Source organism: Streptomyces sp. NPDC096013, assembly GCF_044763565.1.
GTDB lineage: Bacteria > Actinomycetota > Actinomycetes > Streptomycetales > Streptomycetaceae > Streptomyces.
The window spans coordinates 863,345-876,429 of the sequence record NZ_JBIWGK010000001.1; the positions used below are offsets into that span (position 1 = coordinate 863,345).

Consider the following 13,085-nt stretch of genomic DNA (forward strand, 5'->3'; position numbering starts at 1 on the left):
GTTCCCCCAGGCACGAGTGACTCGTGCGGGTGGGGGCATGTCCACGGTCGGGAAGCCCGGCGGGCCGCAACCGGTGCAGAAGATCCTAGGCACTCCACCAGGCCGTTTCACCGCGACGGGGGCGTCGGGCGCGTGTGCCGACCGATCGATGGCCGAAACCCGCCACTCACCGTGCTGGGCGACAGCACCTCACCGTGGGGCCGCCCCAGTCACACGGCCGCGACCGGGCGCTGCTCGCCGACCAGCCGGCGCAGCTGCTCCCGGGTCTCCGGGTCCGTCGAGTAGATGATCGTCCCGACCATGCCCCTGGTCAGCAGCACCTTGTAGGTGTTGCGGATGAGGCGGTCCACATCGGCGTGCGGGGTGGACTTCTTGAACACCGGATCCCTGGACGCCGCCGGGTCGGTGACCCAACGGTCGCCTCGCCAGAGCAGGTCCGGGCCGATGATGACGCCGGACCAGTCGTACTCGAAGCCCTGGGCCGTGTAGACGCAACCGATCTGTCCGAAACCCGCCGGGTCCGTCGCCCACAGCGCGGCCGGCGGTGCGCCGGAGACGGACCGGTCGCCCCGCAGGTTCCACGGGCGCGCCCAGTCGCCGATGACGACGTCGGCCGCCAGCGGGTCGCCCGGCTTGGGTTCGGGTGACCACCGCCAGCAGTAGCCCGCGGACATGCGGGCGCCGTAGCCCTGGGCCCGACGGGCGTCGAGGAACGTCTCCATCTCCTGGGGGCTGTCGGCCACCAGGAGCCGCATGCGGCCGTCGGGTTCCCAGGCCACGGAGCCACCCGGTGCCAGGCCCAGCAGGCGCACCACCCAGTGCAGATACGCGTCGCTGCCCCCGCACCTGAACTGGCTGTCGAGGGGCACCACCGTGCAGCGGACGCCTCGCCTCGCGGCCACCGCCTCGATCTCGGCGACCGTGCCCATCTCCCCGGGACGTACCACCTGATGCTCGTCGAGGAGGAAAACCGGTACGTGCGCGACGTCGATGAGTTCGTCGATCTGCGCTCTGCCGGTGCGGTGTTCGGCCCGGGTGTAGCGGTTCGCCGAGGTCTCACGGATGCGGTGGGCCTCGTCGCAGATCAGGGCGCCCAGGCTGTTCTTCTCTGCCGTCATGAAGCTGTTGAAGTACTTGAAGAGATCCTGCACCTCACGTCGCCGGGCTCCCGCCACCTTCCGCATCGTCTTCGTGAAGGACTGCGAACCGGTCGCGTGGAGGGCCGGAATGCCACGACGGTACAACTCGCCGAGCAGTTGCAGAGCGATGACGCTCTTGCCCGTGCCCGGACCACCGGTGACGACCACGACCTCCTTGTGGTCGGACTGCTGCGCCCGCCGCACCGCGTTGAGCACGAGACGGTAGGCGACCTGCTGCTCGTCGAGGAGGACGAACTGCTGGCGTTCGCGGACCTCCTGGGCGGCGACGGACATCAGCTGCTTGGAGGGCACTGTCGCCGCGCCGAGAAGTTCGTCGGCGGCGCGTGCGCCGGGATGCCGGTCGCTGAGCCGGGCGCGGAGGTGGTCGAGGAACTCGCCGCTGCGCTCCCCGGTGAACAGTTGCCCGTGGTCGTCGCTCTCGATCTCGCGCAGCCCGGTCACACCGAACTCGGTGGCGTTGTGGAGGAAGGCCACCCCGCTGACCCGGTCCGCGCGACCGCTCAGTGCTCCGTTGAAGTTGACGAGGTACTCGCAGTACCGACGTACCTGCTCGATGGGGTTCAGGACAGGGTGGGCGTAGGCGTCGACGTGACAAAGCGTGGGGTCTTCCTCGTCCGGCTCCGCCTGGCTCCACTGCTTGAGCTCGACGATCACGTACGAGGGCTCCCCCGTGCGAGGGTGAACTCCGGCGAGGACCGCGTCGGCGCGCTTGCTGTTGAGCGGCAGCGCGTACTCGAGCATGATCTCCACGTCCCGAGACCGGCGTCGTTCAGCGCGGCGGCCAGGACGGGAATGCTCCGCTCCCAGGAACGGACCTCTGAGGCACCGGGTCGGTATCCGTGCAGATGGACGAACCGCTCGGTCAGGTGCAGGAACAGCGAACTGTCGAGTGCCCTGACGGCGACCGACTTCGCCGACGCTCGGAACAACAAGGACTTCCCCCAGGCAGCACGAAATGACTCGTGCGGGTGGGGGCGTGTCCTTCGAGACCCCACCGAGGTGGAGCGGAAGCCCGTCGGGCCGCGATGACGATGCGATCAAGGGTACCCGCGAGGCCCCGGACCGACCGGATGACGGCATGTTCCCGCCGACCGGCGGCCCGGACACCTAACACCCCCGCCCGACCCGGCTCACCGCTTCTGCTCCACCCGAACCCAATCCACCTCCGCCTGCACTCCCCCGCCCGCCACCTTGTCCACGCTCGACTGGGGCAGTCCCCAGTACGGAGTGGTCGCCTGGTTCCAGCCGGCCGGGTAGGCGCCGCCCAGGGCGAGGTTGAGGATGACGTACTGGTTGTGGTCGAAGACCCAGGCGCCGCGGGTGGATTCGAGTTTGTTGCGGGTGGTCTCCTGGACGAGGCTGTCGTCGACGTAGAAGCGCATCGCGGTCGGGGTCCATTCGACGGCGTAGGTGTGCCACTGGTCGGCGGTGCCGCCGTTCGGGTAGGTCTGACGGGCGCCGATGTTGCCGTCGGCGGAGTAGCCGGGGCCGTGGAGGGCCGTGCTGGTCCAGGTCGGGTAGCCGATGTTCTCCATGATGTCGGTCTCGCCGGAGGCGGGCCAGGACACGGACGGGTCGTCGACGTTGCTGCCGAGCAGCCAGAAGGCGGGCCAGAAGCCGTCGCCGACCGGGAGTTTCATCCGCGCGCTGACCCTGCCGTAGGTGAAGTCGTAGTGGGTGTGGGTGTCTATGCGGCCGGAGGTGAAGTCGTACGTGCCGCCGCCCGCCTGGGTGCAGCCCTTGCAGTACTTCGCCGCGAGGATCAACTCGCCGTTCTGCGTACGGACGTTGTTCGTGGAGTCGACGTACGCCTGGGACTCCCCGTTGACCGAGCCCATCTCGGTGCCGGTCCTGACCACCCGCCACTTGGAACGGTCCAGCGCGGCGGACGTGAAGTCGTCGAAGAACGTCGTCTGGTACGTGCCCGACTGGTCGCCGGGGAGGGCGGGGTAGGCCGCCGCCGCGCTGCCGCCGGTGCCCCAGACCTGGAACTCGTAGAGGGAGTAGCCGAATTGGGCCGTGGAGGGGGCCGGGTTGTAGAAGGAACGGCGTTCCTTGCCGAGCATGCGGACGTAGCGGCCGGTGACCGGCTGGGGCAGGGTCACCGTGTCGTGGCGGCCCGTGGCGTCGGCGGGTGCCTGGACGTTGGCGCGGCGGGCGGCGATGTCGGCGGCCGAGGGCTCGTAGACCGTGCGCCAGGTGGAGTTGTCGTCCGAGACCTGGAGGAGGTAGTCGACGGCGTAGGCCGATTCCCAGTAGAGGTCGACCGTGGAGATCGTCGAGGCCGCACCCAGGTCGACCGAGACCCAGCGGTCGGCGTTCCAGTCGCTGGACCAGCGGCTCGCGTCGTCCTTGAGGTTGGCGGGCCAGCCGCCGTCGGTGACGTACGCCGGTGAATTGCCGTTGTGCTGGTAGTAGTTGGAGTACGCCGGGTGGTTCAGGGCGAGGTTGGTGCGGGTGGTGGACGCGGGGGCGGGCTCGCCGCCGTAGACCTTGAAGGAGTAGAGCGAGTAGCCGTAGGGCGTGGCACGTTCCAGGCCGCGCAGGCGGACATAGCGGCCGGTCACTTCCTGGGGGTACGTGCTCGTGGTGACCGAGCCGCCGGTGCCTGCCGTCTCCGTGTAGAACGGCGTCCAGTCGGTGCCGTTCTTCGAGATCTCCAGGACGTATCTCTTGCCGTAGGCGGCCTCCCAGTCGAGGGTGACGCGGTCGACGCGGAGGGTGGTGCCGAGGTCGAGGCGGATCCATGCGTCGTCGGCGAAGTTGCTGGACCAGCGGGTCGTGCCGTTGCCGTCGAAGGCGAGGCCGGGGGCGGTGCCGGCGTTCTCGCTGCCGGAGGCGGTGACGGCGGCCGGGTTGGCGGCGTAGGCGGTGGCCGCGCGGTCGGTGTCCCAGGTCGCGGCGGCCGCGGCCCGCGGGGCGGGGGCGGCCAGGGCGGGGCCTGTGGACAGCAGGGCCGCGGTGGTGAGCGTGGCGAGTGCGGTGAGCAGGGTGCGGGACGGCATGCGGGTCTCCTTGAAGGAGGTGGCGAAAGGAACGATGGACGTACCGATCTTGTTGGCGTGCTCATGACACACATACACATGGGGCTGGTGGTGCCCCGGTGGGTGCGGGCTCCCCCGCCCGCGCCCACCGGGACGGTCTCGGTCAGGCCGCTCGCCGCGCCCGGCTGCGGTGGTCGCGGATGATGTCCGCGTACCGGTGGCCGGAGCCCTTGATCGTGCGGACCTGGGTGTCGTAGTCCACGTGGACCAGTCCGAACCGCTTCTCGTAGCCGTACGCCCACTCGAAGTTGTCGAGCAGCGACCAGGCGAAGTAGCCGGCCAGCGGGGCGCCCTTGCGGGCCGCCGACGCGCACGCGGCGAGGTGCTGGACCAGGTAGTCCTGGCGCTCCGGGTCGTCGACGGTGCCGTCGGGGCGGACGACGTCGGGGAACGAGGAGCCGTTCTCCGTGACGTAGATCCGGCGCGGGCCGTACTCCTCGGTGAGGCGGAGCAGCAGGGTCTCGATGCCGGACGCGTCGATCTCCCAGTCCATGCCGGTGCGCGGGACGCCGAGGCGGCGCACGGCGCGGGTGTAGGGGGCGGGGCCGTCGGGGTCGTCGGCGACGGTCGCCGGGAAGTAGTAGTTCAGGCCGAGCCAGTCCAGGGGGGTGGCGATGGTCGCCAAGTCGCCCGGCTGTTCCGGGAGTTCGACGCCGTACGTCTCGACCATGTCGGCCGGGAAGCCGCGGCCGTGGATCGGGTCGAGCCACCAGCGGTTGACGTGGCCGTCCTGCCGGCGGGCCGCCTGGACGTCCTCGTCGCGGTCGGAGGCCGGGTACACGGTGGAGAGGTTGTTGACGATGCCGACCTGCGCGTCGGGGGCGGCGGCGCGGATCGCCTGCGCGGCCAGGCCGTGGCCCAGCAGCAGGTGGTACGAGGCGCGGACGGCGGCCGTCAGATCGGTCCAGCCCGGGGCCATCGTGCCTTCGAGGTGGCCGATCCAGGCCGAGCAGGAGGGCTCGTTGAGGGTCGTCCAGTGGGTGACGCGGTCGCCGAGGCGTTCGGCCACGACCGAGGCGTACGCGGCGAAGTGCTCGGCCGTCGCGCGCTCGGGCCAGCCGCCGCGGTCCTGGAGGGCCTGGGGCAGGTCCCAGTGGTAGAGGGTGACGGAGGGGGTGATGCCCGCCTCCAGGAGTCCGTCCACCAACTCGTCGTAGAACGCGAGGCCCTTGGGGTTGGCCGGGCCGTCGCCGCCGGGGACCACCCGGGGCCAGGCGACGGACAACCGGTAGGCGTTGGCGCCGAGTCGGCGCATCAGGCCGATGTCCTCGCGCCAGCGGTGGTAGTGGTCGCAGGCGACGTCGCCGTTGTCGTCGTTCGCGATCTTCCCCGGGGTGTGCGAGAAGGTGTCCCAGATCGACGGCGAACGACCGTCCTCGGTGACGGCTCCCTCGATCTGGTACGCCGCGGTGGCCGTGCCCCACAGGAAGTCGTGCGGGAGTGCGGCGAAATCGATGGTCACTGAAGTTCCTTCACAGTCAGCTGAGTTGGTCGGGTCGGTCACTTGACGGCGCCCGCCGTCAGCCCGGCGACGAGATAGCGCTGAAGCAGCAGGAAGCCGGCGACCACGGGCACGCTGACGACCAGCGAGGCGGCCATGATCTGGTTCCAGTACACGTCGTTGAGCGTGGAGTAGCCCTGGAGTCCGACGGCGAGCGTGCGGGTCGAGTCGTTCGTCATGACGGAGGCGAAGAGCACTTCTCCCCACGCGGTCATGAAGGCGTAGACGGCGACCGCGACGATGCCGGGGATCGCCGCGGGGACGACGACGCGCAGCAGCGCGCCGAGCGGTCCGCAGCCGTCGACCAGCGCGGCCTCGTCCAAGTCCTTCGGCACGGAGTCGAAGTAGCCGATCAGCATCCAGATGGAGAACGGGAGCGAGAAGGTCAGATAGGTCAGGATCAGGCCGCCGCGCGAGCCGAACAGGGCGATGCCCGTGGCGTTGCCGATGTTGACGTAGAGGAGGAACAGCGGGAGGAGGAACAGGATGCCCGGGAACATCTGGGTGGACAGGACGGTGACCGTGAAGACGCGCTTGCCGCGGAACTCGTAGCGGCTGACGGCGTACGCGGCGAAGACCGCGATGACCACCGAGCAGAGCGTGGCCGAGACGGACACGATCAGCGAGTTCATGAAGTACTTCGCGAGCGGGACCGTCGACCAGATGTCGATGTACGGGCGGATCGTGAGACCGCTCGGCAGCCAGCGGAACTTGCCCGTGACGTCCGAGAGCGGTTTCAGGGAGCTGGAGATCATGACGTACACCGGCACCAGGACGAAGCCGGCGAGCAGGGTGAGGAAGATCCGCCGCGACCAGAGGAAGGAGCGGGGCGGCGCCATCGGCGACCTGGAGAGCGAGGAGCTAGCCATGAGCCGACTTCCTTCCGCGTGAGGTGACCACCAGGTACACGCCGGTGACGACGAGCAGGAACAGCAGCAGCAGGACCGACATGGCCGAGCCGGTGCCGAAGTTCCATGTCACGAACGAGGCTTGGTAGATGTGCACCGAGATGAGGTCCGCGGCTTCGGGTGCCGACCTGCCGAACAGGACGTACGGCGTGTTGAAGTCGTTGAACGTCCACAGGAACAGGACGAGGACCAGCACCTGGTTGACCGGGCGCAGCGACGGCAGGGTGATGCGGCGGATCTGCTGGAGCATGCCCGCGCCGTCGATGGACGCCGCCTCGTACAGCTCCCGGGGGATGTTCTGAAGGCCGGCCATGACGATGAGGAAGGCGAACGGCCAGCCCTTCCACACGTGCACGATGAGCAGCGCGTAGAAGCTGTTGTCTCCGATCAGCCAGAAGGACGGCTTGTTGGTGAGGTGCAGTTGGTCGTGCAGGACGTGGTTCACCAGGCCGTTGTCGTGCTGGAACATGAAGACCCAGGTGATGACGGCCGCGTAGACCGGCAGCGCGTACGGGATGAGGAAGAGCGCTCTCAGGAAGCCCCGGCCGCGGAAGTTGTCCTGCATGTAGATCGCGGTGACCGTGCCGAGCAGCCAGCAGAAGGCGACCGACAGCAGGGTGAAGACCACCGTGACGAAGAAGGAGTGCAGCAGCGCCTTGCCCACGGGGGCGCTGAAGTCCACCGAGACCTTGTAGTTGTCGAAGCCGGACCAGGGCGCGGTGCCCCAGTCGCGGATGTAGAACTGGGTCAGCTCCTTGAAGCTCATGACGATGCCGATGACCATCGGCACCAGGTGGACCAGGAGTTCGAGGATCAGCGCGGGCACGAGCAGCAGATACGGCAGTCCGATGCGGCGGATCCGGTCGGTACGGCGGCGGCGCGGCCCGGGGGCCGCCGTGGCGGAAGAGTCCTTCCGCACGGCGGCCTCCGGGGTGACAGTGCTCGTCACAGTCGCACTCACTTCGCCGGCATCTGCTGCTGGGCCTTTTGGAGCTCCGCCTTGACGGACGCGGTGGTGACCGCGCGTCCGGCGGCGACGTCGGCGAACAGGTCCTTGACGGCCGTGCCGACCGCCGTCTCGAACTGGGACTCGTCGGCGACCTGCGGGAGCGCGGCGGCGCTCTTGGCGAGCGTGTCCTTCAGGACGGCGTTCGCGGGGGTGTTGAACGCGGTGTCCTCCTGCGCGGTCTTCACCGGCGGGATGGAGCTGTACGCCGTGTTGAGGATCTTCTGCTCCGCGTCGCTGGTCATGAACTTCACGAACTTGGTGGAACCGTCCAGGTTGTTCGTGTTCTTGAAGACGGCCAGGTTGATGCCGGCCACCATCGAGTTGGTCTGCGCGCCGGTGCCCGGGGTACCGGACTGCACGGGGATCGGGGCGATGCCGTACGAACTGTCGCTCATGCCCTGGGACTTGAGGTTGGCGGACGCCGACTGCCACATCAGCATCGCTGTCTTGCCCTTGGCGAAGTCGCTGACGGACTGGTTCTGCGCGTACTCGGCGTTGCCGACCGGGATGACCTTGTCCTTGGCCATCAGGTCGACGTACTGCTTGACGGCCGCCACGACGCCGTCGTTGGTGAAGTCGGGCTTGCCGTCGGCGGTGAAGAAGTCGGCGCCGTGCTGCTTGGCGAAGACGAAGGTGTGGTGGATGTTCTCGGAGACGTTGGCGCCCTCGGCGCCGAGGACCTGCTTGCCCTTCGCCTGGATCTTCTTCCCGTCGGCGACCAACTCGTCCCAGGTGGCAGGCGGTTGGGAGATACCGGCGTCGGCGAAGATCTGCTTGTTGTAGTAGAGCGCGTAGGCCATCGAGTACAGCGGGACGGCGGCCGGGTCCTTGCCGGTGGAGCCGGTGGAGCCGAGCGCGGAGTCGACGAAGCGGTCCTTGCCGCCGATCTTCGCGAAGTTGGCCGTGTTCCACGGCAGGAAGGCGCCGGTGGCCTGGAGGGAGGCGCTCCAGGTGTTGCCGATGTTCAGGACGTCGGGGCCCTGTCCTGACGTGGTCGCGGTGAGGATGCGGTTGAGGAGGTCGGACCAGGGCACGACCTCCAGCTTCACCGTGATGCCGGTCTGCTTCTTGAACTTGTCGAGTTCGGGCTGGAGGACCTTCTTGTCGATCGCGATGCTGGCGCCCTGGTTGGAGGCCCAGTAGGTGAGCGTCTTGGGCGAGTCGTTGGATCCCCCACCCGTGGACGAACCGCCACCGCAGGCCGTGGCCGCTAGGGCGAGTGACATGGTGACGGCGCCTACGGCCGCGGCTCGGATGCTGCGCATACTCCGGGTGTCCCTTCAGGGAATGCACTCACGACTTAATTTAGGACGTGAGTTAAACCCCGGAAGCCAGAGGCGTCAAGAGTTTGGACGCCACTCGTCGAACTCGGTCGCAGCTCTTGACGAGCGCGTTCACGGACCTGAAGCATTCCCCGGCGAGAGAGCGCTCCCATCCCCACCCGCGTTCATTTCATGAACAAGGAGAGCCGCCTTATGTCCCCAGTTCCCCGCAGAGCCGTCCTCGGTGCCGCGGCCGCGGTGTCCGCCCTGGCCGGGCTGCCGACACCCGCCTCCGCCGCCCCCGCCACCCCCACCGCGGTGACCCCGCGCGCGCTGCCCGGCGGCGGCGACCTCGGCCCGAACGTCATCGTCTTCGACCCGTCGACGCCGGGCATCCAGGCGAGGCTGGACCAGATCTTCGCCCAGCAGGAGACGGCCCAGTTCGGCACCGGCCGCTACGCCGTCTTCTTCAAGCCCGGCACCTACTCCGGGCTCAACGCCCAACTCGGCTTCTACACCTCGATCGCGGGCCTCGGCCTCTCCCCCGACGACACCACCATCAACGGTGACGTCACGGTCGACGCCGGCTGGTTCAACGGCAACGCCACCCAGAACTTCTGGCGTTCGGCGGAGAACCTGGCGCTGGTCCCCGTGAGCGGCACGAACCGGTGGGCCGTGGCTCAGGCGGCCCCCTTCCGCCGGATGCACGTCCGCGGAAACCTCAACCTCGCCCCGAACGGATACGGTTGGGCCAGCGGCGGCTACATCGCCGACAGCCGGATCGACGGCCAGGTCCAGCCGTACTCGCAGCAGCAGTGGTACACCCGCGACAGCGCGATCGGCGGCTGGCTCAACGGCGTCTGGAACATGGTCTTCTCGGGCGTCCAGGGTGCTCCGGCACAGGGCTTCCCGAACCCGGTGTACACCACCCTCGCCACCACCCCGGTCTCCCGCGAGAAGCCCTTCCTGTACCTGAACGGCTCCGAGTACCGCGTCTTCCTCCCGGAGAAGCGCACCAACGCGAGCGGGGTGACCTGGGGCAACGGCACCCCGCGCGGCACCTCGCTGTCGCTGTCGCAGTTCTACGTCGCGAAGCCGGGCGTCACAACCGCGACCCTCAACCAGGCGCTCACGCAGGGACTTCACCTGCTGCTGACCCCGGGCATCTACCACCTGGACCAGCCGATCCAGGTGAACCGCGCCAACACCGTCGTCCTGGGCCTGGGTTACGCGACCCTCGTCCCCGACAACGGAGTCACGGCCCTGAAGACCGCCGACGTCGACGGCGTACGCCTCGCGGGCTTCCTGATCGACGCGGGCACGGTCAACTCGACCACCCTGCTGCAAGTCGGCCCCTCGGGCACGACGACGGACCACTCCGCCAACCCGACCACCGTGCAGGACGTCTTCGTCCGCATCGGCGGCGCGGGCGCGGGCAAGGCGACCACCAGCATGGTCATCAACAACCGGCACACCATCGTCGACCACACCTGGCTGTGGCGCGCCGACCACGGCTCGGGCATCGGCTGGGACACCAACCGGGCCGACTACGGTCTCGTCGTCAACGGCGCGGACGTGCTGGCCACCGGCCTGTTCGTGGAGCACTTCAACAAGTACGACGTGCAGTGGAACGGCGAGCGCGGACGCACGATCTTCTTCCAGAACGAGAAGGCGTACGACGCGCCCAACCAGGCCGCGATCCAGAACGGTTCGGTCAAGGGCTACGCCGCCTACAAGGTCGCCGACAGCGTGACCGTGCACGAGGGCTGGGGTCTGGGCAGCTACTGCTACTACAACGTCAATCCGTCGATCGTGCAGCACAACGGCTTCGCGGCGCCGAACCGTTCGGGTGTGAAGTTCCACGACCTGCTGGTGGTCTCGCTCGGCGGCCAGGGCCAGTACGAACACGTCATCAACGAGACGGGCGCGCCGACTTCGGGCACGTCGACCGTGCCGTCCACGGTGGTCTCCTACCCCTGAGACCCCGGGAGTCCCCGAGACCCCCGGAGCCCTGAGTACGTGGCGGGTGCGGGCCGAAGCTCCCCCTTCGGTCCGCACCCGCCACCGTCATCGGCGGACGGTCACCGCACCCGGTGCGGGCGCGTAGCCCGTCGGCCGGGCGGTGAACGTGCCCCGGCCCTGTGTCCGGCTCCGCAACCGCGTCGCGTAGCCGAAGAGTTCGGCCAGCGGCACGGTCGCCGTGACCGTCGCCGAACCCGTCCGGGCCGTCGATCCGGTGACCTTGCCGCGCCGGGCGGCGAGGTCGCCGAGCACACCGCCGACCGCGTCCTCGGGCACGGTGACCGTGACCTCGACGACCGGTTCGAGCAGGGCCGTCGTACAGGCGCGCAGGGCTTCCCGCAGGCCCAGGCGGCCCGCTGTGCGGAACGCCTGCTCCGAGGAGTCCTTCACATGGGTCGCCCCGTCGGTCAGCGTGACGCGCAGCCCGGTCACCGGGAAGCCGCCGATCGGCCCCTCGGTGAGGGCGTCACGGCACCCGGCCTCCACCGAGCGGACGTACTCCTGCGGCACCCGCCCGCCGACGACCGCCGACCGGAACGCGAAGCCGGGGCCGTCCAGCGGTTCCACGTCGAGCACGATGTGCGCGAACTGCCCTGCTCCGCCGTCCTGTTTGACATGCCGGAAGACCGCCCCGGACACCCCGCGCACGACCGTCTCGCGGTAAGCCACCCTGGGGCGGCCGACGTTGACCTCCACCCCGGTGGCCTGGCGGATCTTCTCCACCGCGACCTCCAGATGCAGTTCGCCCATGCCGGACAGGACCGTCTGCCCGGTCTCGCCGTCGGTGCGTACGGTCAACGACGGGTCCTCCTCGGCCAGTCGGGCCAGGGCCGAGGTCAGCCGGTCGGTGTCGGTGCGCCTGCGGGCCTCGACCGCCACCGAGACCACCGGGTCGGCGACCGCGGGCGGTTCGAGGACGAGCGGGGCGTCCGGCGCGCACAGAGTCGAGCCCGCGCGGGCCGACTTGAGTCCGGTCACCGCGACGATGTCCCCGGCGACCGCACGGTCCAGCCGCTCGTGCCGGTCGGCCTGCACCCGCAGGATGCGCCCGATCCGCTCGGTGCGCCGCGCGCCCGGGTCCCACACGGTGTCCCCCTTCTCGATGGTGCCCGAATAGATCCGCAAGTACGTCAGCCGCCCGGTCGCGGTCGCGCTCACCTTGAACGCCAGTGCCGCGAACGGCAGCTGAGGATCGGCCGCCCGCTCCTGCGCACCGCCGTCGTACGTGCCCCGCACCGCCGGGACGTCCGACGGCGCCGGCAGATACGCCACCACGGCGTCCAGCAGCGGTTCGATGCCGCGGTTGCGGTAGGCCGAACCGCACAGCACGACGACGCCCTCGCCGGTGCGGGTGAGGTCGCGCAGGGCGGTCCTCAACGTCTCGGCGGACAGGGCCGATCCGTCGTAGAACTCCTCCAGCGCGCCCGGATGCAGTTCCGCGACCGCTTCCTCCAGCAGCCGTCTGCGCCTGCGGGCCTCCTCCAACAGGCCGTCCGGTACCGGGAGTTCCTCCGCCGTGTCGTCGCCGTCGGTCCACACCAGGGCCCGCATCCGCAGCAGGTCGACCACGCCGGTGAAACCGGCCTCCGCGCCGATCGGCAGCTGCACCACCAGCGGCGCCGGATGGAGCCGCTCGCGGATCGAGGCGACGGCCGTGTCGAGGTCGGCGCCCATGCGGTCCAGCTTGTTGACGAAGGCGATGCGCGGGACGCCGTACCGGTCGGCCTGGCGCCACACCGACTCGCTCTGCGGCTCGACGCCCGCGACGGCGTCGAACACCGCGATCGCGCCGTCGAGGACGCGCAGGGACCGTTCCACCTCGTCGGCGAAGTCGACGTGGCCCGGGGTGTCGATCAGGTTGATCCGGTGACTGTCCCAGGCGCAGGTGACGGCCGCGGCGAAGATCGTGATGCCACGGTCGCGCTCCTGGGGGTCGAAGTCGGTGACGGTGGTGCCGTCGTGGACCTCACCGCGCCTGTGGGTGGTGCCGGTGAGGTAGAGGACCCGCTCGGTGACGGTGGTCTTGCCGGCGTCGACGTGGGCGAGGATGCCCAGGTTGCGGACGGCGGAGAGCGGTGTGGTGAGAGGGCGTTCGGTGCGCACGGCCCGTGGCCTTTCGAGAGTGATTCCGTGCAGGGCAGCGCGATTCCCGTGCGGAGCACAGCAGTTGACGGAGCGT

At 69.3% G+C, this 13,085-nt stretch carries 7 protein-coding genes and 1 pseudogene; 1 reads left to right on the top strand and 7 read right to left on the bottom strand.

Annotated elements, in window-relative coordinates:
* Positions 1-209 precede the first annotated feature (209 nt).
* From ACIRB1_RS03860 to ACIRB1_RS03885, 6 genes and pseudogenes are all read right to left on the bottom strand, one after another.
* Positions 210-2,092: pseudogene (locus ACIRB1_RS03860) on the bottom strand (DNA/RNA helicase domain-containing protein).
* A 198-nt stretch (positions 2,093-2,290) separates the two neighbouring features.
* Positions 2,291-4,165 carry a discoidin domain-containing protein gene (locus ACIRB1_RS03865; RefSeq protein ID WP_403464466.1) on the bottom strand — a complete coding sequence of 625 codons (1,875 nt, stop codon included), beginning with the start codon at positions 4,163-4,165 and terminating at the stop codon, positions 2,291-2,293.
* 142 nt (positions 4,166-4,307) lie between these two features.
* Positions 4,308-5,666, bottom strand: coding sequence for a GH1 family beta-glucosidase (locus ACIRB1_RS03870; RefSeq protein WP_403464467.1), 1,359 nt, complete (start codon positions 5,664-5,666; stop codon positions 4,308-4,310).
* Positions 5,667-5,704: 38 nt separating this feature from the next.
* Complete coding sequence (locus ACIRB1_RS03875; protein ID WP_352177470.1) at positions 5,705-6,574, bottom strand: carbohydrate ABC transporter permease; 870 nt, start codon at positions 6,572-6,574, stop codon at positions 5,705-5,707.
* Positions 6,567-7,562: a sugar ABC transporter permease gene (locus ACIRB1_RS03880; protein WP_352177471.1), complete on the bottom strand. Its 996-nt coding sequence runs from the start codon at positions 7,560-7,562 to the stop codon at positions 6,567-6,569. Before ACIRB1_RS03880 ends, ACIRB1_RS03875 begins: the two co-directional genes overlap by 8 nt.
* 8 nt (positions 7,563-7,570) lie before the next feature.
* Positions 7,571-8,887 (bottom strand): sugar ABC transporter substrate-binding protein, encoded by a 1,317-nt coding sequence (locus ACIRB1_RS03885; protein ID WP_352177472.1) that lies wholly within the window; start codon positions 8,885-8,887, stop codon positions 7,571-7,573.
* Positions 8,888-9,097: 210 nt separating this feature from the next.
* On the opposite strand from ACIRB1_RS03885, the gene ACIRB1_RS03890 reads away from it, so the two are divergent.
* On the top strand, positions 9,098-10,864 hold the full coding sequence (locus ACIRB1_RS03890) for a coagulation factor 5/8 type domain-containing protein (RefSeq protein WP_352177473.1): 1,767 nt from the start codon (positions 9,098-9,100) through the stop codon (positions 10,862-10,864).
* 87 nt (positions 10,865-10,951) lie between these two features.
* Here the strand turns inward: ACIRB1_RS03890 and fusA are convergent, their stop codons facing one another.
* Entirely contained in the window at positions 10,952-13,009 is a 2,058-nt protein-coding gene (gene fusA / locus ACIRB1_RS03895; RefSeq protein WP_352177474.1) for an elongation factor G, read from the bottom strand.
* Between the last annotated feature and the right edge of the window lie 76 nt (positions 13,010-13,085).